Origin of the sequence: Gluconobacter sp. P5E10, assembly GCF_018812145.1 — a bacterium.
Taxonomy (GTDB): Bacteria; Pseudomonadota; Alphaproteobacteria; order Acetobacterales; family Acetobacteraceae; genus Gluconobacter; species Gluconobacter cerinus.
Genome location: NZ_JACRVZ010000003.1, coordinates 381,767 through 404,796, shown reverse-complemented (window position 1 = coordinate 404,796; position 23,030 = coordinate 381,767). Strand labels below are relative to the sequence as shown.

Here is a 23,030-nt window from a genome sequence, read left to right as displayed (position 1 = left end):
AAGGGCCTCTTCAGTCATTGTTTCCTGTGCCTGTGGCAGGCGTGGGCGCATCAAGATAGATTATTGGTCGACAATAACGCCTAAGAGATGAAGCCTCCATACCTGTTGTTTGGCTACACGTTGTCATAAATTCGTGGCCGTTCAGAATATTGTCTTTGGCGACAACTTTTGCCGTTTTAATCTGTTCTGGGTGGGCAGACAAATAGGCATCAAGGTCCGCAAGGTCCACGTTATGTTGATGCGACAACTGTTCTTTCTGTGTCAAAGCCGCGTCTTTGAACTGTAGCTGGCTTTGTAAATGATGATGATCCCAAACCATCACTACTCCGAGGATAATCACCACCCCCAGAAGCTGGCGCTGCCACTCCCGTAAAATACGCCAGAAAAGCGCAACAACGTCGTCGAGCAAACCAGGTGGCTGCGCTTCACTCGCAATTTTTTTTGGGTCTTCCTGAGCCGGTTCTGACGGTGAGGCTATCTGTTGACGAGCCCGCTCAATACAAGCGACCATCAACTGGTGATGCCCTGATATATGGCTTTCGTGCGCACCCAGCCGAGCATCAAAATCTTCGACAAGTCTGCCAATTTCGATCAACACCTGCGTAATAGGCTCCCCATGTCGAAAGCCTGCCTGCAAAATACTCTTTTCATACGCACTGAGCGTATTTTGCAGGAATTGTCTCTCCTTCGATTTCAGTCCATGCGCCGACCGCACGTTTTGTGTTGTCATAACAGGAGACCTTCTGGTGCGGGGAGCCAGGGAAGCCAGTCTGAGAATTCGGCGAACTGGTTTTCGAGATCCTCCAACCATATCCCCAATTCCGCCCTGTCGAATGGCGACAGCGCAGGTGGTCGACCTGTCTCGATACCATCTTGACCCGCATAAGCTTCGTAAAACATTAGTCGATGACGGTCGATGTGATGAGCACACGGCAGATCAGGCAGTACTACGAATTTTGCCCCGCGACTTATCGCTGCGCGAAATATTTCATGAGGCTTGATGGTTTGCTCGAAAGCTGCAGTTACTGATAAGCGCTGGGGCTTTACATGGGCATTCAGAACCAAAATTGTAGCTTCAGGCGCCAAAAGTTCTCCATCTTCGAAATATTTCATGAAGGAGAGATAATCAGGGTCCGCGCCGAAATGATGAACCATGACCGGACGAATGCCATAAGATTCAAAAAGACGGACAAGTCTGGCGCGCTTGGCGAGGGCTTTTAGAATGAGGTCACCACCGCCAAAATCGACGATCAGATGATGACGTTTTGCCGTCTGCTCATTAATAGCCTTCTGTAGGAAGTCCATCACGTCGTTATCGTCAGCGCTTGGTGGCCGATCTGTGCGTTCAGGAAAAAAGGCACTGAACGTTGCATTTGTGCGGTCCAGATCAAGGATCCGGAAATCAATTTCCTGCTGGATGGCCCATTCCGCATGAAGACGCGCGAGTGTCGTTTTGCCCGTGCCTCCTCTTCCGTTAAAAAAGACGATCGTGGGGTGCATCAGGCTTGCACCGGAGAGTACCTGACTCTGGGTTGTCTCTGTCATGTCCGTATCCTCGATATTGAGAACAGGAATAACAAAGACACTTATTTGATAAGCATTAAATGGAATTATTTTAATGCATTGATTGTCTGGTCAGGTTTTTTGTCAGGTGAATTAGGTATAGAATGTCTTCTTAAAGCTCTATGACGCTCCATGACACTTATGGATTTCTGGAGCTGATATGAAAATTCTTTCAATCACTTTTTCGTGTAACACGTGGATTGAGAATATCCGGCATCGGTATGTCCTGTTTTTTGAGAATCTCTAACGCCCTTGTCATATCACCCGACGGTCTTTTGCGAAGGGTTGATAAAGGCCGCTGCGGGGCGGGTGCCAGAGATTCAGGTGAGCGTGGCTGAGTGTTGACGCGCGACAATGCTTCTGTCTGATCCTTGTGATGACTGCGGACTTTGTTCACGCCGGCGCGTCTGGACCGTACACGCAACCAGGCTTTGCGGGCCGTATGGACTGTCGGCGGATTGCCGCGTCGATCGACAAGATGCTGCCCCTTGAAGACTTCAAGCCAGAGAGGCCAGTTGACCCGTTGGCCTGCAAGATGAGCCACCAGCTCATCATGATGGTGGTCCAGCCACTCCGTCAGATAGTGACGATCCAGACGTTGCTGTGCCTGTTCAAACAGCAACGTTAGAGACGGTTGCCCTGACTCGGTCATGACTGGCTCCTTGAAAAACCATCATCTTCATTGATGTGCCAAGCTCGTTGACTAGCACACAACGGGCATCAGGAGACGAGAAAATAGTGCCCCGAAAACGAGCAATCCGTAAGATGATTAGAAGACGAGATAGACCCAAAAGCGAGACAAAATAGACCTGAACTACGGATAAAAACGTGACATATTCTTGTTCGATAAGCCTCTTCCCACGCGCAAAAACAGCCCAAAACCCTAAAAACCGGGCATTTATAATGCATTTTCGAAACAGATAAGGCACGATACCGCAAATTTTGTGCAGGCACAGAAATTTGGGAGCAGGCCTCATGCGTGAGGCGTGCCATCCAGAGGGCGAAAACAGTCTAACCATTTGAAAAACGGTTATATTATTTACAGTCATGCACGCGCTGGCGTTGCCATCGCGACACGGTCTCCGTGTCGATGCATCACTGGTTTTTCAGGATGTCGTCGGTTTTCAGTCGGCTGTGAAGAGGATCAATACGTGTTTGGCATGAGATGAGGTCCATTGACCTCTCTCCCCATCAAGCGGCTTGCAGCCGAATGGCTCAGCATGGCGCCCTTAATCAGGGTTTGAGCCGTGTCTGCGTCACGGGGAGTTTCTCACGCCCAGGATTACTCTCGTATGGCCACGTTAAGTGTTCATTCCTACTCGCCCAGAAAGCGGTCGGTCTCATCGTCCTATCATGCCACCGAAACCGACCTGCAGTTGTACCGACGCCTGACACTGGATCTCGGCGTCCCCCCGAACTCCGAAATGCTGCGCTATGTCGGACCGCAAGCCGACCATCTGGTCTTTATCGGCGAGAGCGGGACATCGGAGTGGGCGCGCTTCCTCCGCCAGGTCTCCAAACGTTGGCCCGACCTCCCGGTCGGTGGTCCTGTCGCAGAAGACGGCACGGTGCTGGACTCTCTGCCCGAGCGTCTGGCGTATGAACAATTGCTGCCTTACATGGTGCGGGGCTTTCAACTCGATCTGCACCAGCCGATCAGCCCGGAAGACGGAGACTATCGCGCCGATCTGACAATCCGCTTCAAGCGGTCCGCGGCCTATCTCGAAGTGGTTGGCGCGTGTGGCTCCGACCGCATTGTGCGAAACCCTCTGGAAGAAGAATGGCTCGGCCGGCTGGATCGCCGCCTGGACTTCTATGCGGAGCTCGGCATTGAGCCAATCTGCCTCTATCTGGACCATCTGATGGATCTGGACGGACTGCAGCAGGAGTATCGCAGGGTGATCGCGTCTCTTCGCCGCAGGGAGGCACGGTCATGAGCGGGGTCTCCCTTCCTGCGAAATATCGTCGCCGTGCAGAACGGCCGGCATCTCTGCCGCGTTGGCCCATGGGCCGGATCCGCATCGTCGATATCGTCCCCTGTGAAGCAGGTCCCCTGGTGGCCGGGCGTGAGGTGATCGTCGCGTCACGGGATGGCTTTTTTGAAAGCGTTGATGAGACTTCTGCGCTGAGCTGGTGGTGTGCACAGATCCGGCTCGCCCGGTGCAGACTTGAGCAGACCCTGGATGATCAGGGCAGGCCAGCACTGGTTGTCAGTGATGACGCCTTCCAGTCCGTCATGCCACGGGATGTCCCACCGCCCCTGATCATGGCGGCCTATCATGCGGCCTTTGTGAAGCGTCTTCTGGGAGGGGTGTGCGACAGCCCACCACACTGGCTCTGTCTCTACCGAAACGCGCGTCTGCTGTGTCCGGAGCGGGAGAGTTATGGGCTGGCCAATCTCGCCAGCGATATCCTGCCTCGGGAGATGGACACGTTTTTCTCGACGCATGAGTTCGCCCGGCTCTGGGCTGTACAGACCCTGGCCACGGATCTCCTGCATCGGTGCCGTCCCAACATGGTGGTCGCAATGTCAGCGGCCATTGTCCCACCGCCCGAACGCGTGGGCTGTCTGGGAGATGTGGTGGAATACGACGATATGGACGGATTGTTCTTCCACGACTTTGAATAAACCAACCGGCGTTTTCGGCCTGCGCCTCACCCGTGCGCAGGCCCTCGCGTTCTCCGTGTCTCAAATGTCCCTGAAAGTCCGGTCGGTCTCTTCGGGCAATGGGACCCAATTTCCCCATCAAGACAAAGACGGTGCGTGGTTCCCAGGTCGTTTTTGGCGGTCTGCGGACGCACGAAATCCCTTTGGATGGGGGCTATTAAGGAAAGACACCATGACACCCTCTGGATCCTCAGGGCAGATATCGTTCTCGGCCGGCTTCAATCATGTGGTCGAGGCGCAGCTGCTGGTGCGGCAGGTGGTTCTGCCGTGCGTTAAACGTGCAATGGACGAGGTGTATCAGGAGGATGACACCCTCAGTCATCCACTCGAGGGCATCACGCTTGTTCTGGAAGACACGCTGCTGCGGCTTGAGCGTGCCGTCAGCTGTTTTCAAAATCGTTCCTGAGGACAGACAGGCGCTCCGAGAGGAGCGCCTGTCTGTGTCTTTTTCTGCAAGGAGAGAATGTCGTCTCCATCAGGACGTGAGGTACTAGCTTGTGAAGAACTGTGTCGCTTCCTAAGAAACAGCAGGTTCGGTGGCTACAGGGATGGGATGCAGGACAAACCCCAGTGATTGGGCGCGTCGGTGTAGATTGGAGACGACACGTTTGCGATGGATTTCATCGTAATGTCCTGCTCCGGGATCGGCATAAACCATGCCGTATCTAAGGGTATTATAAAACAGAACTGCTATTTTTCGGGCCGTGGCGGTCACAGCCTTTGCTTTCCCGACTCGCGCTGACAGGCGTCTGTAAAAAGCCCCCAACGCAGTATCGCTTCGCCCGAGCGTCGTGGCAGCCAGACGTAGTAGTGCTGCGGCCCGGCTTGAGGATCGGCGTGTGCGAGATGAAAGAAGCTTCCCACCGGAAATCTTGTTCCCCGGAGCGAGGCAGAGCCAGGACGTGAAATGTTTTGCACTTGGCCAGGCGCGGAGATCTGTGCCGCATTCTGCCACAAGCTTGAGGGCCAAGGACACACCGATGCCATGGATCTGCGTGAGATCCACGCCCAGCAAGCGATACAGAATGCCTCGTACGTCGAAGGACGGAGCACTCACCTGCTTTGTCTTGATCCGAGGCTTTGGGAGGTCTGCCGCAGGCTTTGCACTGCCGTGGCTCAAAAGCAGTAGCAGGCCTTCCATGCGGCGATCACAGGCCATGATCCGTTCCTGATAAATATCATAGAGCTCCAGTGCCTGCGTCAGAGCGAACACATGTTCATCTCTATAATTGCCCATCAGAGCTGCCGATATCACTTCTGCCGATGAGCGGCATCTGACGTCGCGCTTAGCGGCCAGCGTCTCTGGATCACGTTCACCGCCGACAATTGCCCGGATAATCTGCATGCCTGTGACGCCAGTGATATCGGAGACGACGTGATGGAGTTGCAGATTCATTTCCATCAGGGCTTTCTGCATGTGCTGGATATGTCCCGCAGCATACTCGACCAGACGTTCACGTTGACGCAGGTAAGCCCGCAATGCGGCAATATCGGCCTGAGGCCGAAAGCTTCCACGCAGCAAGCCATAGGAATGAAGTTGCTGGAGCCATCCGGCATCGCTCACGTCCGTCTTGCGACCGGGTACATTCTTGGCGTAGCGCGCGTTCACCAGAATGACGTCGAAACCATGCTGCTCAAGGATTTCATAAACCGGGATCCAGTAGACGCCTGTAGATTCCATGGCGACACTGGTGACTTTGCATTCTTTGAACCACTCAGCCAACGCATGCAGGTCGGAGGTAAATGTGCCAAAGGACCGGATTGGGTCCTTCGCAGCCTCAGGGGCCACCGCCGCCATATGCATCCGTGATCCAATATCGATCGCAGCGGCTCCCTGAATATGGCGTGTGAGATCAAAGGACGCTTTTGCAGATTTTCGAGGCATCGTAACATCTCCACACAGTGTGCTGGAGGAGGGTGTGGAACATGCCTATCAATCATCTTCCTAACCGGGATCACCGCAAGGCGGTGTCACCATTCTCAAGTTCGCACAGTTCCATGGACCACGTTTTTTAACGGGGACGAACCCGCCAATAAGCGAACGGCCGCTACCCTCCTGTCCGGCACAATAGCATGGCCCGTTTCTATGCCGCACAGGCGGACAAACGTCCGGGATCGTTTTTTAGCAGTTCCCCAGCCTCCTTCAGCGGGAGGTTCCCACGGCGCAACCTCTCGTTCTTACGCGATGACGCCGTAGGATCTGTTGCCTCAGTCATCACCATGTCAGCTTTCCGCCCGTCACCGATTCACAGTCTTCAATTTTGAAACATACGGTGAATATCCATGTCCCACTTTTCCTTATCCGGCTTCCTGCCACCTCCTGATGACGTGCTGCATGCCACTGTCGAATTGAAGGCCCTGATGGCCGTTCAGGGCCTGATGCTCCTTGAACTTCTTGGTGGGAATTCGGCCGCGCATCATGCGCTCGAAGGCATCGTCATCCTGCATATCGCTTTGAGCAACTGGAACGCCTTCTTCTGGATCAGCCCGGCTGAAGCGCTCAGGCCAGGACGTTCATTTCAACATCATCATTTCTGTCACGGCTCCGGCGCACTCGCTGTGTCTGGAGCGGTTTTTGCAAGGGCCATGTTCTTATGACTCAGGACTTCCGTTTTGATCCTGTCCGTTTCGCCCTGCCTGAAGGGCATAGTCTGTTCCCCATACGGGATCTGGATTGTTACGCAACACTTGCCGCTCGTGTGGGCGTCTGTCCGCACGGGTTCATGCTCGCGGACCTTGGGCCGGATGCCTGGGCGCTTCGAAAGACATACTGGGCTCCCAGGAACGACACGTGGCGGGCTTTTCGATCTGCTGTTCAGCAACGGCATCCTCATCTTCCCGCCTGGGAAGACTTGACCCAGAACGGAATAAAATTCGCCTCGCTTTATGAACTGGCCGTTTATCGTCGGTTGCTGGCTCTTTTGCCAGGCGACGTCATCCTGAAAGTTCATCCCAGACTGAAAGACTGTTTCTGCGACCCAAAGGCCGAAGGGGATTTTTGCCTGACGTCACAGCACACCGGAAAGAAAAGTTTTATCGAAGTCGTCGGCGCTTTTGATCAGAGTTTCTCAGCCCATTCGGCCTTGCAGCAGGAACGCCGTCCTGAAACACTCCGGCGTCTCCACCGGTATTCGACTGACGAACGATCCATCCTGATTTTCAAGGACATGGTGTGCGATCCGGAGCTTCGGGACGCAGCGCTCCGACAGGCTTTGGCCATCGTCAGGACATGATGAGGGATCCAGACTGTCTCACGTCTGTATGAGACAGTCTGGAGCGCAACGGATTGTTCAGCGACAGCTTTAGGCTCAGGACCTATTAAGATATTGAACTGAGCGAGACGTTGTGATTCACAGGCTTACCAATGGAGGTAAGGCTGTGAGTGAGTATTTTTGCTGTCTGAACGCCAGATGGAGCGGATTGAGCCGTTTTTTCCTCTGCCGCATGGAGTGCCCCGTGTGGATGACCAGCGTGTTTTGAGCGGAATCGTTTACGTGATCCGCAACGGCCTTCAGTGGAAAGACGCTCCGAAAGCGTATGGCCCGCACAAGACCTTATACAATCGTTGTATTCGCTGGAGCCCCCTCGGTGTCTTCGACCGGATCTTTGTCGCCCTGACAGAGCAGGCTGGCCGTTCAAAGCGCYTGATGATCGATGCAACACATCTCAAGGCRCACMGRACGKCGGCGTCYCTRCTCAAAAAGGGGCTTTTCCCCGCYATATCGGACGGACAAAAGGCGGCCTGAACTCAAAACTCCATGCYGTGTGCGATRGTCAGGGYMGGCCTGTTCGCCTSYATCTGACAGYAGGKCARGTCAGTGACTTCAARRGYGCAGACGTGCTGCTGGCAGATCTCCCCGACGRRACAGAAGAAGTCATCGGGGACAGAGGCTATGACAGCAACCGGATCAGGTTATCGCTYGCAGAACGCAATATCASTGCSTGTATTCCCCCGAAAAAGAACCGGAAATCAAAGCYRCCTTACRACTGGCATCTGTATAAAAAGCGCCAYCTSATCGAAAACATGTTCGCGAAACTCAAAGACTGGCGACGTGTTGCGACTAGATACGACCACTGCGCTCATATCTTCATGTCTGCAATCCATATCGCAGCAAGCTTCATCTTCTATCTTAAAGAATGAGTCCTGAACCTAATTTACGCAAACCGGTCTCCGCCAATCCCGGAGCGGCTCACTCAATCTGTTCAAAATTTCAGGGAGCGTGGCTTGATATTTCCGATAAGATTGTCCTGTGTGACGTAGTACATCGGTGGCATAAATCACAAAGTTGTCGGCGGGTAACACTTCTTTAGTCTTTCCAGTGGATACTAGCATTGCACCATGGAAGGTAGGCTATGAAGGATAAAGTCGATTGGGATGCCGCTGAGCGATTGGGGTTGGCTTTGCCACTTTCCGATTGTGAGCAGATCGACTTGTCGTCAGGCCCATTGCATGTCTCTGGTGCCTCTTTCCAGATGGATTTTACCGGGTCATCATTTTCTAAATTGTTAGGACAACCGCTAGTGGATGAGTCGAAAGATATTAGAGCAACTGCTTGCGAGCTTCTCGAGGTTTATGGAGAGAAGGCTGTTCTGGTTGCGAGCGATCGAGCAACTCTCGCCTCGTACGCCCGGAATGATTTGCGTAGGGATTTCTGGGTTTCGGTTTTCACAGAAGTGCGCCGCACCTACCCGAAAGTAAATGCATCCAAGGCCACGTCAGAGCCGGTCGAAGTATAATTTTCGAACTGGAGCCACTAGCTGTCAGGTTGTGAGACGTCATTGGCGCCTATCGTAACGTGATCGACCTCGTTCATGTTCCCTGCCTGATGACTACGGTTGTGTAAAAGAGGCTGATTGCCTGAGCCTCTCAGTCACTTTCGTTGTAGGAGATAGACCGCCCAGCACATGTTGTCGCCGGTGGTTATAAGCCTTATTGAAGCCGAGTAGCAGGATCTCGAGATCCGTATGATGAGCAACGTTGATCGACAGGACTTCGGTGGCAGCGCGGTCGTTGAAGCGCTCGACCATGCCGTTGGTTTGCGGTGGGTAGGCGCGGGTCCGACGTCGATCGATGACCTGAACTTGGCAGGCTTTCTCGAACGCGTCGGCCGTGAAGCATAAACCTCGATCAGTCAGGATATGGGTCACCCGAAATGGAAAAGCGGCTTAGGCGGCAGTGAGGAAGTTGACCGCGTTAGCTGCATTTTCAGCGTTGTAGACGGCCAAATGCACGAGGCGCGAGCAGCAATCGATTGCAACGTAGAGGAAGCATTTGCGCGCCTTGTCGTTCTGAGTTTGTAGCTTCGGAAAATGTCTTACGTAGATATGGACGTAGCCAAGGTCGTAATCTCTGAAGGTGCTGTCACCCCTTGCCGGGCGGATCTTTGATTTCGGCGACCAGCAGTTGAGCCCGGCGTCTTTCAGGATGCGCCAGACGCTGTCGCGGTTGAGATGCGGTAGGAAGTGACGCAGCACGAAGGTTAGATCATCAAGACCAAATTCCGTCGCCCTACACATATGACAGACGACCACACGCTCTTCCTCTATCGCCTTGCAGGCCAGTGATCGGGGTCTGCTGCTCCGGTCCGTGCACCTTTCCACGACGCGCTTGCGCCACTTGCGCACCGTCTCGTCGCTGATGCCGAAGCACCGCGCAAAGACGTTGGTCCTTTCCGTAGAGCGGGCGATTTCGGCCCGCACGACAGGTATGGTGTGGGCTTGTGGATGGATCTGACGCATCAGCGATTACACCGGGAGACAGCATCAAACCAATGGGACACGCAGTAGTCGCCCACACTACACCATCCCAATGATGTCTCACAACTTGCAAGCCTAGGCAGAACGGAACACTTGAAAACTTACAGTCTAAGAAAAATCCCTTGAATTGATTGCTAATCCCACTCAACCGAGTGAACTGCTTTTCAACACCAACGAAATTTGCCCGCTTCATGATCCATTCATCCACTTCAGCCGACGTGGAGGGTTCGAGGGACCTACTGGTTTTGAGGCCTTCTGTGTGATTCCATTCCTCCGGTTCTTGTTGAGGGAATGGCGATATGAAGCAGCCGGGTTTCTTTGATGTTGATGAACGTCTGGCCCGTCTGAGCGGGCTTGGTGATCAACTCGAAGCGTTTTCCCGGATTGTGGATTTTGAAGTCTTCCGCCCTGATCTTGAGAAGGCTCTGGCGTGTTCTGACGGAAGCAAGTGCGGACGTCCTCCGTCTGACCCAGGCGGGTGGGATTGAAAGACTGTTTGATCGCTTTGACGCGCCCCTGCGCAACGCCGGTTATTTGCCGATGTTGGGCCAGATCCTGGATGCAACACTGGTGGCTGCTCCAAAGCTGCGCAATACCAACGCTGAGAAAGTGGATCTCTGGGCAGAACGTATTCCCGAAGACTGGCAGGACAAGCTGGCAAAGCTGTCGCACAAGGATCGTCATGCGCGCTGGACGCTGAAGTTCACGAAAGCAAAACGGCAGGATGACGGAACGATACCCTCCACAGATCTCGCTATCCCGTTCTTGGGATACAAATCCCACGTCTCCATCGACCGAAAGTTTCGGTTCATCCGCAAATGGAAAACGACGCACGCCGCCGCCAGTAATGACGCGCGATTGCGAGATGGGCTGCTGGATAAAACCAATACGGCCTCAACCGGTTGGGCTGACACGGCCTATCGCTCAAAAGCCAATGAAGACTTCATGGAAAAGCAGGGCTTTGTCTCAAAGGTTCATCGCAAAAAGCCGCATCTCAAGCCCATGCCCCGGCATATCCAGAGATCCAACTCAGGAAAGTCGGTCATCCGATCCCGCGTTGAGCACGTCTTTGCCGATCAGAAGTCACAGACAGAACTGTTCATCCGGACCGTCGGCATCACACGGGCCGCCATGAAAATCGGGATGGCCAATATCGTCTATAATATGCGCCGCTTCCTCTCCCTCGAAAGATTGAATGAGAGCGCGTAGTCCTCCAGCGGGAGGCACCCCCCGATCGGCTCAAAATGCAGATCAAAAGCGACCCAAAGCACCGTCGATCAAATCGCCAAAAGCCTGAAATTACGAGTCAGTTGCATCAGCCAACTGTTCTTCGATCACTCCACGTTGGAAAATATAATTACGACGAACACTCAGAAATTAAAAATTTCAAATAAAATAAATCAATAGATTTGTTATTCAAACATGCGAATTGCATGCATTATTTGACTAATAATAGCATTATAATTTATTATAGAATAACTTCTATTTTGTGGATAGTTTCTTGAGATAAAATTATCTATGTTTATATAGATAGAATTATTTTTCGATACTTTATCTATCATTAGTTGAGATCCAAAAACATAATCATCATGATTTAATATAATAAGATTTTTACCTTCAAAAAAGGCTGAAGTTATAAATGAAGATCCTGAAAATCCTATGAATGTTTTATTTTGATTCCAAAATCGCAATTGTTCATTAAAGGACATTTCTTCTGGATGTATAGTGTCTATGCCAAAGATCTTAAGAATTTCGCAAAGACTTTCTTCGCCTTCAAAATGTCTTGTTCCCGACAATACTTTACTTCTACTAATATATACTGGGGACTTACTTTCGTTTTTATTATAATAATTTATTATCTTTTTTGATATTGATTTCATAAAATCTGACCACTTTGAATAACAGTAATCATTTTCTATAAAAATAGGTTGATTAACAGTGGTGTTTTTCAATAATGTCCCATCTTTTAAGGAGGTTATTTTACTAACATCTATTTCTAATGCTTCAAAAATTATTTGTATGTAATCAAAACTATAAATTTGGCTTTCTTCAAAGTTTGGAGACAAAAAGAAATCTTTATCTCGATCTATAGACCATAATCTTTGAATTGTACTTAACAAAAAATGTCCATAGTGGGTATGAAAATATCCAATCCAAAATCCATTTTCTATGGTTAACCCAGAAGTTATATCTAAATGTGGAGTATTAGGTGCGTGTATATGCGAATTAAATGTTCCACTGTTTGTTTCTCCTGAAACATAAGATGATACTTGTATTAAATGTCTATCTTCGTTGTATAACGAATTATGATAACAAAAAGATTTTTCATATACTGATTTTGTAGGAATTCCTCGAAAAACCATTTTTCTGCCAAAAGTATATTTACAGATATTTATCATATTTCTCACATGAGATAAGTTGATTTTTTCAAATAAAATATTTTCTAATGTGCTGTCAAAGAATATAAATTCAAAATTTAATCGCACGTGACGGATGCTGAAGCAAAAAGGGTATATAGGGCAGCTCAGATCGTCAAAACTGGCCTTACCCGCGCAGCGTTTTAGTATCATATTTTCAACTCTGCTCTCCGGTGAAGCCAGAGCCTGGAGGTTGTACTTGATTGATGCACTAGGCGCAGCGACCCTTAGGCTTGGTATCTATTGGTTTTTGTAAGGGATTTTGATTCAGACTCTGAGACGAGACTAAAAATAAGCGACCTATTTGGGGCAGACGGATAAACAGATGGAGCGTCTACGTCCGTTCTTTTCCAAGAACCACGGCAAACCTCGTGCTGATGACCGCCGCGCGCTGAGCGGCATCAATTTTCCGAACCGCAATGGCCTGCGCTGGCGTGATGCAACCCGAAAATACGATCCGCACAAAAAACTCTATAACCGCGAGAAGCGTTGGAGCAACATAGGCATTTTCATGCAGACGATGGGTGGTTTATCTGCTGCAAAGGTCGAGTCTCAGGCCATTATAATTGATGCGACTCTCTCCAGGCACACCGGACAGCTTGCAGCCCATGATTAAAAAAGGGAGCTAGGCCGCCTGATCGGTCGCACCAAAGGCGGTATGACTACCAAGCTACTGCCGGTCACTGATCAGAACGGGCGACTGCTGAGCTTCTTCATAACAGCAGGACAGGTCAGTGATGACAGTGGAGCCTCTGCTATACTGGACAGTCTTCCCATGACACGGGTGAATGTCGGCGGATCGGGGTTATGATGCTGACTGATTTAGGGGGGCCTAGAGGAGTGGCGACAGGCCCCCACACGCTATGAAAGATGTTCGACCGTCTTCTTCTCCGCCATCTGCATCGCTGTAACCTTCAGGTTCTGATTATGAGTAATGAACCTAAATACTAGATCAGAAGTAGAAATTTTTACGCATAAATATAGCGATTATTTTTAATTTAATCTATTTAAAAAATAAAATACAGTATTTCTATCGTGTAAATTAAGTTTTTTTCTATCTAAAATATCACTTAGCAATTTAATTGCTCCAGCGTGATTTAATTTTGCGGCACGAATATACCATTTTACGGCAAGACTGTTTTCTGATTCTAAATTTTTTAAATAAAAATTTCCCAAAATTGTAGCAGCATCACCGCTTCCAGCCCAAAATGCCTTTTGAAGGTAGGAAACGCCATGAAGGGTGTTGCCCTCACATAGGAGTTGGTAGCCATATTGGGTTCTAGCTTCGTTATGTCCTAGGTCAGCTGCACGTTTCATCAGCTTCCGGGCAGAATCGGACGAACCCGGTACAATGCCACACGACATTAATCGAGCAGCGTTGAGGTAAGGAAAGGGGTCCTGAATCTCAATGCTAATTGAACGATGACACCACTCAATTGCGCTTTGTTGTGCTGTCATCCCTGGCAAAAAATATGCTGTAATGCCCTCACTGGCCATTCGAGAAGCTAAAGCTTGAGACCAAGGGTCTCCCATTTGGGCTGCCTTCAAGACTATTTTGCGACATTCTTGATTTCTCAGCCCTCGCATTCTTAATAAGATTTGAGCCGAAAAGCCGGCGCTGGGAATATCACCACCTTCCATTCCCTTAATCGCATAATCCAAAACTTCATCTAGATCTATTGGCGCACTGTCATCAGTTGTATAAAGGTCGCCGATCTGCTCAAATGAGCCCCCCGATGCCCGCGCTTTCGCGATCAAACCCCACGCACGCGAATAGCCAGCATTGCCCGCCTTTTTTAACCAAAGCATACCTGTGGGTAAATGCCGTGGCACTATTTCGCCACGAAGGTATATTTCACCTAAGCGAAGGTATGCAGTAGGTGCTCCATATTTTGCTAATTTATGCAAGGTGCGCAAAACAAATTTATTCGGGACTGTCTCAGAATCAATTTTTTTGGATAAGTGAGAAATATAAGCATTTCTTATGAATTCCAATATCATATGTTTTTATTTTCTAAATATGTTGATGGAATTATAATGTTTCAAATAAATATTTATATTTCTTTAATGGGAAAATTCCTCACAATAATTTTTTTTTGATTTATTATAATTTTGTTAACTGAATTTTTTTATACAATTCATAGCTGTAATTATCAATTGTATTAATAAAAGGCAGTTAATAATGATAGAAAACAATAAAAAATATACGTCTGTTTTTATTGGCAGTGTAATAAACCTTGATGGCCTTCTAGAGCAGAGTATCGTTAACGAAATGTTGGCGGCTAATGTGGGACTATATGGGCACCTGAATGGGATATATTCAGCTGTTGTTGCGGGGTACATGGGAACCTTGGGTGCCGAGATGGCCTCTGATCAATCTGCACCTGGCGTTGGAGAGTTTGGCTTTAGTTCTGGCTATGCTCAAGGAACAGTTACAATAAAAAATACATCTTCTAGTAATATTACAGTTCAAGTTGGTGATATATACACTGCCTCCAATGGGCAACAATATGAAGTACTTTCTTCACCAGGGCAGCCTGGTTATGTATTAGGGCAGACAGGGGCAAATAAAAACGGATATATTTCTTCTTCTTCTGGTGGTTATTATAACATAGGGTCAAATAATGAAGTTGTTCTAAAACTAGAATCTATAGACGATAGTTTGAAAGGTAATACAGATATAAATTCTATTTCGAGTTTAATGGATAAAAATTTAAACTCTATTCCGGTTGTATCATCTTCATCTTTTACTGGAGGTGGATCTACTACTAATTATGTTTTCTCACCTGAAAATGGTGCTGCATTCTCGAGCGTACCTTTTTATTATCTCTACCAAAAATATGGCTTTTCACCAACGGAAGGAAACGTGAATGTTAGAGACGAATGGACTCAAAATGACCTGAATGCCTGGAAAAGTTATGTTCAAGACGCCCGTTCTAGCGGGGTCATGAATATTGCTCCTATTTTTACTTACAATGGATTGGATGCTGATTATAGTCAAGACTTCTCTACATCAGATTATTGGAAAATTTATCGAGATGCAGCTCTCTATAGTGGAGGACTTTCTTTCGATACCCCCGCAAATTTTTTTAATACTTTCACACCGTCTTGGTTTTCCGCCAATGGAGAGGCGGGGACAACTTATCAAAATTTTKTAGAATCGCAGATTAGGTGGGCCACATCTGAAGGTTTACGAACTTCAATTATCATTGGTCCTTACTCTACTGATAGTGGTAGTGAATATACAAGCAATTATCTCGAAGGTATTGAGAAAATGCTTGAAAAATTAATAAAAGACAACGCCTCACCTAGTCAAATTATCATTGAAAATTATACTTCAAGTAAAAATACTAACACATATGATTCAAATATGTCGAATACTGAAAGCCTTAATGCTGTAGCAGCTTGGGTAAGTGAAAATTTTAGTGCCAGTCCAACTAATTCTGAACAAGGACTCGAGGTAGTTGGGGCGTCGGGTGTTAGTCTAATTATGACCGGTATTAAGCCGACTATCAACGTAATGTCGGGCACTTCGACGATCTATGATGCTCCTGCCCTCTATGCCTCGTCGACATCAGACATTGTAACTATGACTCTCACACTCAGTGGAGTGCATGGCCTTACGCTTACTGGCGAAAATGGTACGTTTAGCAACAATACTCAAACTCTGACATACTCCGGCACACCGGAGGAGCTGACGAATGTTCTCAGTGTTCTTAAAATCAGAGATGACGCTAGTACGTCCGGTATAGCAAACCTTTCCCTGAAATTTGTCAGTGAGGATGGTAGCAGCATTATTGGAAATACTTCAATAAGATACGCTCCTTCTGAATATATATATAGTTCTGGAATAGAAACTCCTAGTACTTTATCGTATGGTAGTACGTATAATTTTATGTCGGATCCAATAATAACGGACTCTCTTGGGGAGAGTGACCTTATTTTAACTGTTAAACTTGGATCTACCGCAGGTAAATTGTCCTTATTGGACAAATCCGGGACCATCTCATCAGATGGTCAAACGCTAACTGCCACTGGTACAGCAAGTGATTTGAGCTCCGTTCTCTCAAGTCTCTGCTTTTTGAACACTGCTGTCGATAGCGGTGTGGCAACATTTAACGCCACTGTAACCGATGAAAATGGTATTTCGACGACGTTAGCAAATACTTCCTTTGCCTATAATGGCTACACAAAAATGATTAATCTCGACGCATACACAAAAAATGTCAATTTTTTAGGATTTTCTGCGCTTGATTTAAAGGGGGGCTTATCAAATATAACTTACGATATTTCAGGGACTGGTCAAGTCAATGTCATAGGAAGTGGTCTGTATAATTCTCTGAACGATGGACAGAATTATATTTTGCAAGATGGACGAGAGCAGTTCATCTTGGCTAATGGGCATAGCATTAGTGTCGATGCCTCCAAATCTTATGGCGCGCAAATCGTGATGAATTCTTCGGCTGAAAGCCATGTATCCACAACTTCAATTATTACAGGAAATAAGTCCATTGTTTGGACAGGTTCCGCAAATACAATTGTTAATGCAAATATCAAAGGCGAGGATGATCCCAATCTTATAGGAAATAGTAGTGACAGTAGCTCCTTAATTAACACTCAGTATGGCTCTAATACGACCATTAACTACTCGACGCAGTCAACAGTGACGTGGATCAACAATGGCTCAAATGTTACAATAAATGGCTCTTCTGCAACTTCGACAGATCTAGTTGCTATTGATCAAAACTACGTTACAGGAACTACAGTTATTCATGGCGGCGCTGAAAATCTTTGTGTCATTGAATGGAATGATCCAACCAAACAAACTGATCCCACGGCTCAAGTGGAAATTCATGCAGGCTCAGGGCAGCAAACGCTGTTTGTTGGAGGAAATTATGATGCCACAAGTGTGTACGGGGATGGAGAAAATGCAGGATCACAGACCATCGTGTTGTCTGATAACATCTCTCAGAAAACAAATGTCTATGGTGGCAGAAGTTCACAGCAGATTTGGACAAGTAACGGTCTACTAAATGCGACAGCAGGTTCGGATGATGACGACGAACAACTTCAAATTATTATTCAGGGTGGCTCGACCAATTTTACTGCTGGTGGACAAAAATCTGATATTGAACAGTGGGGTGGCGCGCTAACAGCTGACATGAGTGCGGGAAGTGAAGAATCATACATGAATATTACTCTTGATAATATAACAAAAGATTTTATTTATGGAATATCTGAAATGCATACAAAAAGCGGAAATTATAGTTTTAATATAAATACAGTTAACAAAGATATTGGAGCGTCACTATTATCTTATAATAATGACGATGCTATAATTACTCTCGGTGGTAGTTCAATTATTATGCAAGGGGTAGGGCATTCCGTAATAATGACCAACCACTCCAATCATTTGGCAACTATCAGTGTAGATACCCGCACCTTAGGAGTGTGATCTGGAGGGTTCTTAAAACCTCTTGGTTTTGAGGCCCTCTCTGTGATTCCATTTCTCCGGTTTTTATTGCAGGAGTGGCGACATGAAACAGCCCGGTTTCTTTGATGTTGACGAGCGGCTTTCTCGTTTGAGCGGGCTTGGTGATCAGCTCGAAGCCTTTTCCCGGGCTGTGAATTTCGAAGCATTTCGTCCTGATTTGGATAAAGCGCTGGCTTATGCAGAAGGCAGTAAAGGCGGTCGTCCGCCGTTTGATCCGGTGCTGATGTTCAAAATCCTGGTGATCCAGACGCTGAACAATCTGCCCGATGAACGGACGGAATACCTGATCAATGACCGTCTCTCCTTCATGCGCTTTTTAGGCCTGGGGCTGTCGGAGCGTGTGCCTGATGCCAAAACCATCTGGCTGTTCAGGGAGCGTCTGACGCAGGCGGGAGTAATTGATATTTTGTTCAACCGCTTTGATGCGACCCTGCGTAACGCTGGTTATCTGCCGATGTCAGGCCAAATCCTGGATGCCACGCTGGTAGCGGCTCCGAAGCAGCGCAATACCAACGATGAAAAGACTGATCTGCGGGAAGGACGGATCCCACAGGATTGGCAGGATAAACCGGCAAAGCTGTCCCACAAGGACAGGCATGCGCGCTGTACCCTGAAATTCACGAAAGCGAAGCGACAGGAAGACGGGAATATCCCCGCAACGGATCTGGCCATCCCGTTTTTTGGTTACAAGTCGCACATCTCCATCGATCGGAAATTTCGGCTGATCCGTAAATGGAAGACGACAGATGCCGCCGCCAGTGACGGCGCGCGATTGAGAGAGGGCTTGCTTGATAAAAACAATACATCCTCAACGGTCTGGGCAGACACAGCCTACCGCTCAAAAGCCAATGAGGACTTCATGGAAAAGCAGGGCTTTGTCTCCAAGGTTCACAGGAAAAAGCCGCATCTCAGGCCTATGCCCCGCCATATCCAGAGATCCAACGCAGGGAAGTCGGTGATCAGATCTCGCGTCGAGCATGTCTTTGCCGATCAGAAATCACAGACGGGACTGTTCGTCCGAACCGTAGGCTTAACGCGGGCCACCATGAGGATCGGGCTGGCCAATATCGTCTATAATATGCGCCGCTTTCTCTTCCTGGAGCGGATTAACGCCGCCGCGTAGCAATCCAGAGCATGAAACCCTCTCTCTGCTCAAAACGCAGAGTGAAAATCAGGACCAGAGACCAGAAATTAGGCGCAAGGGTAATCAATCAAGGGTTCTTCGAACCTTCCATCTATCGGGCCACGTTGACAAAAATTCTATACGATCACTTTGATATCCGATTCCTTTCCTGCCTGTGGGATAATGGACGGAGAGAACAGGGATGGTGCGAGGCGATCTGAAGGATCGGGAATGGTCGATGATTGATTCTCTTCTGCCGCCTGAACGCGGGCGTTAGCCCCGCCCAGCCGGCGACAATCGCCTGTTTCTCAATGGTATGCTGCTGTTCTGCGCACAGGTTGTGCCTGGCGGAATATGTATGAGCCGCTACAGCAAGCGGAGCTCTGTCTATGTCCGGTTGGGCCGGACAGGGCATGTGGAATGCCCTGCTGCAAACCCTAGTATACCTTGGTCTGATCGATGACTGGCAGCATATGATCAGCACCACTGTGTCTTGCCCATTCACAGGCTACGGGCGCAAAAAGGAGGCTCATTCAGAGGCTTTAAGTCGATTACGCGGCGGCTTTACGGGCAAAATCTATTCCCGATGTGACAATCAGAGATACCCTCTCGGCTTTATCCTTACGGGAGGGCAGGTCTAGGATTACAAAGCCACAGATCCCTGACGAAACTGGCTGTTCCGAGCTCCAAAACCATGCTGGCCGATTGGGTGACGGTCATAGCTTCCGCCAGAATCTGCTGACGCATGGGATCTTGCCGATCATTCCATCGCGCAACGGCCGCAGTGCTCCACAGAAAATAGGCTGGCAGCGCTACAGGGACCGTAACCGCATCGAGCGGATGTCCAATCACCCCAAGCAAATGCGCCGCATCGCCTCCCGCTACGACAAGGCCGCCTTGCCCTTCACGAGTTTCCTCAATATTGCCGCCGCCGGGCTCTGGATCATGTCTTTTGTCAACGTAACCTACGTCGAACAGAAAATACTTATTTTGCAATGATTTCAGTCAAATTGTACATATAATTCAAAACGTTTCTGAAGTTAAAAATGGCCAAATTATGACCATTGCAGGCTTGATTTAACGAGATTTTAACGCATTTTATGGAAAATATTATTTAGCGTTTCATTTGCTAACGTTTTGACACATCGAAAGTTGAATTTATGCCTCCACAATTAGATGCGCTTATCGCCCTTGCGGATGAATTATACAAACATGGCAATCAACGAGAGACATTAAAAATTATCGAGAATATCTATGCGCTGTATGACCTAGGTCACGTTGATAAGAGATCTGATCCAGAGCCTGGCGGCGGCAATATTGAGGAAACTCGTGAAGTGGCTGCCCATCGCGCAACTGGATCGTCTTTCGATGTTCCATCAGGGGCAATCCCGCAGTGATTTGTTGGAAGGGAAGCAAAATCCGATCGCTTGTATGTGATCTCTGGTGCCCACGCTTGATATAGCTTTAAAGATTGAGGGGTATGATTAGGGGTATTTCCCAACGTCTAATCAAAAAAACAAAAACGATAATAATTATATAATTAGAAAAATCGATTGACACCCTCTCCGCCATGATTTCTAAGATATGTGTATCTGACCTTAACCCTTACGAAGACTATCCTCCGTCTTGGAGTGTGGGTTGTGTCGCGGTATTGGGAACAAATCAGAGTGGGTTGTAATCGCTCTGCAATCTTCGAAATTCCCAAGCTATGTGAGAAGCGTACTTCTCTTGTCGCCTAACGGGACTCTTGTACTTTCAGATGGCTGCGCTCGCCTCTAAAGGGGCGGCTGGCATCCAGGAAGTCTGCGTTCGTTTGCATCGTATAAGCAATAACGACGAGGTAAGTGATTGCCCGCGTCATTTCCAGTCGCGTGACCAGATCTGTCTCATGCTCATCCAGTGCGCGCAGTCGTCTTACCGCCGCATTGGCGACGCGAGCGGCCTTATCATGGCGTCGGGTAGACTGCTCAACGTAATGGAGCACCAGTTGGATGGGGCGTCTCGCACTGTCGGGAAGGTATTCGCGGTCTAGCAAGGTTCGTAGGCGAATAATGTTCAGGCCCAGCGTGAGTGTGGCGAGCGTCCCCAGAATACAGGCTTCGATGAGCGGAGCAGGGGTGGGGCCAGCATGACGGATCAGACGTGCGAAACGATCCGTGTTACGGCCGATCCAGATACTGATTTGTGGTGTCTGTGCGGGATCTGCGAGGCCGCGCAACTCAGCCAGCATAATTCTGCGGAGACGCAGCCGTTCATCAGAACTGTTGAACGGCAACACTGTCCTGAAAACCAGAACGCTGATGCCCACAGCCATAACGACGGCCATATTGCCGTTATAAAATGCCACCTCGTTCATGACGTGATGGTTCTCCAACCCAAGCATGGCAGGAAGAAGAAGGCCGTAAGCTGCCGCGCCGCCAGCAGTGGAGGGGTTGCCTTTCGCCAGACCGCCAAGGAACATGGCCGGCCCTAGGAAAAGCGTCAGGGTTTCAAACGTTGTGACTTTGGGCATAAGCACAAAGACAAGTATCCAGGCCACAATGTAAGCGACCAGTGCTCCTTTCAGGAACTCCGTAGTCCCAAGGACTGGGTTTTCTTTGGTCGCAAACAGGCCACAGACCAGCGTTGTAATGGCGATGAAGCCAAGTCCGCTTGGCCACGCTGTGATCTCATAAATCAGGGCCGTAACAAGAACGGCGCATGCTCCGCGGAGGCCATTATGAATAGCTTCGCGTGTGTCACGGTGGGTCTGGCGTTGAAAATGAAAATGATCGCCTGGAATAGAGTGTGTGCTGGCCTCGTATTCCTTGATGGCAAGTTCCAGGTCTCCGAGTAGCTCCCCAAGTGACATGAAGAGAACGCGTTCATCGAGGTGTGTCTCGGTGTCCTGTTCATTCAGGCGTAGATCGAACGGGTCTGTTCCCGGAATGGGTTCATTGCTGTTTTCCAGATCGGTAATCCGGTGCGGTGCAGCATACAGGCGGCAAACATCACGGAGATGCTGGAGTTCTGCCAAAAGATCCGGAACGGACTCAGTATTTGCAATACGCTTCGGGAAATCCTTCAGAAACGAGAGGATCTCATCAGCGGCCTGCGTGAAGGCAGGGTGGTCATGGTTCAAAAGTTGCAGGCGCATTGCCATACCGAACCCGCGAGAGAGCAGGGCTGATACGGAGGCCAGAGCCGCACGGGCATGGTCACCTTCGTGTCCATGCGGGCCCATCTCGACTTCTGCAAATTCAATCTGGTCGTTAATGCTGAGGATGGTGCCGAACTGCCTGCGTGCTGCATTCAGGGCGCCGCGTTCCTCACCGAGAATACTCGTAAGCGTCTTCGTAACGAGAACCAGAGCAGACTCCAGCTTCTGGCGCAGTTGGATCCGGGCCTGCCGTTCCTGAGTGGTGGCAAAGATCAGACCCATGAAGGCTTCGCACAGAACGCCAAGGGTAATGTAAGTGGTTCTGGAAACGGCAACGGTGAAGATATTGTCCGGATCGGAAGCCGCATCCATGCAGATGATCGAACAGGTATATCCTGCGAGAACAAGAGCATAGGAGCGGAAGTTACTTACGAATGTTGCGAGCCCACTGCACACGCCAATCCAGACGGCGATCATGGGGAAGAAGAGCCAGGGTGCCTGAGGCGCGGCAGCCATCAACGCAATTGATGCGACCGCTCCGGTAATTGTTCCAATGATACGCCATTTGGCTTTGGACTGGCTTTCACCACGGGTCGCCTGTGCAACAGCCCAGACAGTCATTGCGGCCCATGCGGGACTGTCCAGCTCCATCCAGAAGGCAATTCCGATGGCGAGACAGGCTGCGAATGTATTTCGCAGAGCAAAAGTCAGGGTCGCTGCGGATGGCGCATAGATCCATGACAGGGGCAGCTTGACCCTGGGCCGCAGAGCGGCTGACGCACCTGCACCTGATGGGGAACTGTTCGGAGTCGGACGTCCTGTTGACGTAGTACTGCCACTCATTGTGCGGCTTTCTTACTCCTGAAGCC

General features: G+C 49.2%; 18 protein-coding genes and 3 pseudogenes. 13 read left to right on the top strand and 8 right to left on the bottom strand.

The features are described 5' to 3' along the window. Positions 1 to 10: 10 nt before the first annotated feature. From KP707_RS08375 to KP707_RS08365, 3 genes are all read right to left on the bottom strand, one after another. Positions 11 to 730 carry a hypothetical protein gene (locus tag KP707_RS08375; RefSeq protein ID WP_211507067.1) on the bottom strand — a complete coding sequence of 240 codons (720 nt, stop codon included), beginning with the start codon at positions 728 to 730 and terminating at the stop codon, positions 11 to 13. After that, entirely contained in the window at positions 727 to 1,545 is an 819-nt protein-coding gene (locus KP707_RS08370; RefSeq protein ID WP_211502783.1) for an AAA family ATPase, read from the bottom strand. The genes KP707_RS08375 and KP707_RS08370 overlap by 4 nt, the downstream gene beginning before the upstream one ends. 190 nt (positions 1,546 to 1,735) lie before the next feature. Then, complete coding sequence (locus KP707_RS08365) at positions 1,736 to 2,215, bottom strand: hypothetical protein (protein WP_211502782.1); 480 nt, start codon at positions 2,213 to 2,215, stop codon at positions 1,736 to 1,738. 640 nt (positions 2,216 to 2,855) lie between these two features. Between KP707_RS08365 and KP707_RS08360 the strand changes: the two genes are divergently transcribed. The 3 genes from KP707_RS08360 (at position 2,856) to KP707_RS08350 (ending at position 4,637) form a co-directional block, all read left to right on the top strand. Continuing rightward, positions 2,856 to 3,500: a hypothetical protein gene (locus KP707_RS08360; RefSeq protein WP_211502781.1), complete on the top strand. Its 645-nt coding sequence runs from the start codon at positions 2,856 to 2,858 to the stop codon at positions 3,498 to 3,500. Next, positions 3,497 to 4,192, top strand: a complete 696-nt coding sequence (locus tag KP707_RS08355) for a hypothetical protein (RefSeq protein ID WP_211507068.1) — start codon at positions 3,497 to 3,499, stop codon at positions 4,190 to 4,192. Before KP707_RS08360 ends, KP707_RS08355 begins: the two co-directional genes overlap by 4 nt. A gap of 211 nt (positions 4,193 to 4,403) precedes the next feature. Beyond that, positions 4,404 to 4,637: a hypothetical protein gene (locus KP707_RS08350; RefSeq protein WP_211497226.1), complete on the top strand. Its 234-nt coding sequence runs from the start codon at positions 4,404 to 4,406 to the stop codon at positions 4,635 to 4,637. Positions 4,638 to 4,748: 111 nt separating this feature from the next. On the opposite strand, the gene KP707_RS08345 is transcribed toward KP707_RS08350, so the two are convergent. Further along, positions 4,749 to 6,116 carry an IS110 family transposase gene (locus tag KP707_RS08345; protein ID WP_211502780.1) on the bottom strand — a complete coding sequence of 456 codons (1,368 nt, stop codon included), beginning with the start codon at positions 6,114 to 6,116 and terminating at the stop codon, positions 4,749 to 4,751. Positions 6,117 to 6,514: 398 nt separating this feature from the next. On the opposite strand from KP707_RS08345, the gene KP707_RS08340 reads away from it, so the two are divergent. The 4 genes from KP707_RS08340 (at position 6,515) to KP707_RS08325 (ending at position 8,968) form a co-directional block, all read left to right on the top strand. Continuing rightward, positions 6,515 to 6,829: a hypothetical protein gene (locus KP707_RS08340; RefSeq protein WP_211497224.1), complete on the top strand. Its 315-nt coding sequence runs from the start codon at positions 6,515 to 6,517 to the stop codon at positions 6,827 to 6,829. Continuing rightward, complete coding sequence (locus tag KP707_RS08335) at positions 6,826 to 7,464, top strand: hypothetical protein (protein ID WP_211497223.1); 639 nt, start codon at positions 6,826 to 6,828, stop codon at positions 7,462 to 7,464. The genes KP707_RS08340 and KP707_RS08335 overlap by 4 nt, the downstream gene beginning before the upstream one ends. A gap of 177 nt (positions 7,465 to 7,641) precedes the next feature. Then, positions 7,642 to 8,372, top strand: a protein-coding gene (locus KP707_RS08330) for an IS5 family transposase (protein WP_215769414.1) whose coding sequence is annotated in 2 segments (ribosomal slippage) — positions 7,642 to 7,942 and positions 7,942 to 8,372 — 732 coding nt in all. Because the reading frame shifts where the segments join, the coding sequence is not laid out codon by codon here. A gap of 212 nt (positions 8,373 to 8,584) precedes the next feature. After that, positions 8,585 to 8,968 (top strand): hypothetical protein, encoded by a 384-nt coding sequence (locus KP707_RS08325; RefSeq protein WP_211497222.1) that lies wholly within the window; start codon positions 8,585 to 8,587, stop codon positions 8,966 to 8,968. 17 nt (positions 8,969 to 8,985) lie between these two features. Here KP707_RS08325 and KP707_RS08320 read toward each other — a convergent pair. After that, positions 8,986 to 9,970 (bottom strand): annotated as a pseudogene (locus tag KP707_RS08320) (DDE-type integrase/transposase/recombinase). A gap of 317 nt (positions 9,971 to 10,287) precedes the next feature. On the opposite strand from KP707_RS08320, the pseudogene KP707_RS08315 reads away from it, so the two are divergent. Then, positions 10,288 to 11,197: pseudogene (locus KP707_RS08315) on the top strand (transposase). Positions 11,198 to 11,400: 203 nt separating this feature from the next. On the opposite strand, the gene KP707_RS08310 reads toward KP707_RS08315, so the two are convergent. Then, positions 11,401 to 12,558 carry a DUF563 domain-containing protein gene (locus tag KP707_RS08310; protein ID WP_215769412.1) on the bottom strand — a complete coding sequence of 386 codons (1,158 nt, stop codon included), beginning with the start codon at positions 12,556 to 12,558 and terminating at the stop codon, positions 11,401 to 11,403. A gap of 172 nt (positions 12,559 to 12,730) precedes the next feature. On the opposite strand from KP707_RS08310, the pseudogene KP707_RS08305 reads away from it, so the two are divergent. Beyond that, positions 12,731 to 13,330: pseudogene (locus KP707_RS08305) on the top strand (IS5 family transposase). A 68-nt stretch (positions 13,331 to 13,398) separates the two neighbouring features. Here KP707_RS08305 and KP707_RS08300 read toward each other — a convergent pair. After that, positions 13,399 to 14,406, bottom strand: a complete 1,008-nt coding sequence (locus KP707_RS08300; protein WP_211502778.1) for an SEL1-like repeat protein — start codon at positions 14,404 to 14,406, stop codon at positions 13,399 to 13,401. Between the two features lie 181 nt (positions 14,407 to 14,587). Here KP707_RS08300 and KP707_RS08295 point away from each other — a divergent pair, with 181 nt between their 5' ends. The 4 genes from KP707_RS08295 (at position 14,588) to KP707_RS08280 (ending at position 20,419) form a co-directional block, all read left to right on the top strand. Further along, on the top strand, positions 14,588 to 17,860 hold the full coding sequence (locus KP707_RS08295; protein WP_215769411.1) for a hypothetical protein: 3,273 nt from the start codon (positions 14,588 to 14,590) through the stop codon (positions 17,858 to 17,860). Between the two features lie 82 nt (positions 17,861 to 17,942). After that, positions 17,943 to 19,022 (top strand): IS5 family transposase, encoded by a 1,080-nt coding sequence (locus tag KP707_RS08290; protein WP_211502776.1) that lies wholly within the window; start codon positions 17,943 to 17,945, stop codon positions 19,020 to 19,022. 705 nt (positions 19,023 to 19,727) lie between these two features. Then, entirely contained in the window at positions 19,728 to 20,021 is a 294-nt protein-coding gene (locus tag KP707_RS08285) for a transposase (RefSeq protein ID WP_211496960.1), read from the top strand. A gap of 161 nt (positions 20,022 to 20,182) precedes the next feature. Then, entirely contained in the window at positions 20,183 to 20,419 is a 237-nt protein-coding gene (locus KP707_RS08280; RefSeq protein ID WP_211496959.1) for a hypothetical protein, read from the top strand. 338 nt (positions 20,420 to 20,757) lie between these two features. On the opposite strand, the gene KP707_RS08275 is transcribed toward KP707_RS08280, so the two are convergent. Further along, entirely contained in the window at positions 20,758 to 23,004 is a 2,247-nt protein-coding gene (locus KP707_RS08275; RefSeq protein ID WP_046901387.1) for an FUSC family protein, read from the bottom strand. Between the last annotated feature and the right edge of the window lie 26 nt (positions 23,005 to 23,030).

Coding starts and splice junctions, on each gene's coding strand:
- KP707_RS08375 (WP_211507067.1), bottom strand. CDS start 730: ATGACAACACAAAACGTGCGGTCGGCGCATGGACTGAAATCGAAGGAG.
- KP707_RS08370 (WP_211502783.1), bottom strand. CDS start 1,545: ATGACAGAGACAACCCAGAGTCAGGTACTCTCCGGTGCAAGCCTGATG.
- KP707_RS08365 (WP_211502782.1), bottom strand. CDS start 2,215: ATGACCGAGTCAGGGCAACCGTCTCTAACGTTGCTGTTTGAACAGGCA.
- KP707_RS08360 (WP_211502781.1), top strand. CDS start 2,856: ATGGCCACGTTAAGTGTTCATTCCTACTCGCCCAGAAAGCGGTCGGTC.
- KP707_RS08355 (WP_211507068.1), top strand. CDS start 3,497: ATGAGCGGGGTCTCCCTTCCTGCGAAATATCGTCGCCGTGCAGAACGG.
- KP707_RS08350 (WP_211497226.1), top strand. CDS start 4,404: ATGACACCCTCTGGATCCTCAGGGCAGATATCGTTCTCGGCCGGCTTC.
- KP707_RS08345 (WP_211502780.1), bottom strand. CDS start 6,116: ATGCCTCGAAAATCTGCAAAAGCGTCCTTTGATCTCACACGCCATATT.
- KP707_RS08340 (WP_211497224.1), top strand. CDS start 6,515: ATGTCCCACTTTTCCTTATCCGGCTTCCTGCCACCTCCTGATGACGTG.
- KP707_RS08335 (WP_211497223.1), top strand. CDS start 6,826: ATGACTCAGGACTTCCGTTTTGATCCTGTCCGTTTCGCCCTGCCTGAA.
- KP707_RS08325 (WP_211497222.1), top strand. CDS start 8,585: ATGAAGGATAAAGTCGATTGGGATGCCGCTGAGCGATTGGGGTTGGCT.
- KP707_RS08310 (WP_215769412.1), bottom strand. CDS start 12,558: ATGATACTAAAACGCTGCGCGGGTAAGGCCAGTTTTGACGATCTGAGC.
- KP707_RS08300 (WP_211502778.1), bottom strand. CDS start 14,406: ATGATATTGGAATTCATAAGAAATGCTTATATTTCTCACTTATCCAAA.
- KP707_RS08290 (WP_211502776.1), top strand. CDS start 17,943: ATGAAACAGCCCGGTTTCTTTGATGTTGACGAGCGGCTTTCTCGTTTG.
- KP707_RS08280 (WP_211496959.1), top strand. CDS start 20,183: ATGCCTCCACAATTAGATGCGCTTATCGCCCTTGCGGATGAATTATAC.
- KP707_RS08275 (WP_046901387.1), bottom strand. CDS start 23,004: ATGAGTGGCAGTACTACGTCAACAGGACGTCCGACTCCGAACAGTTCC.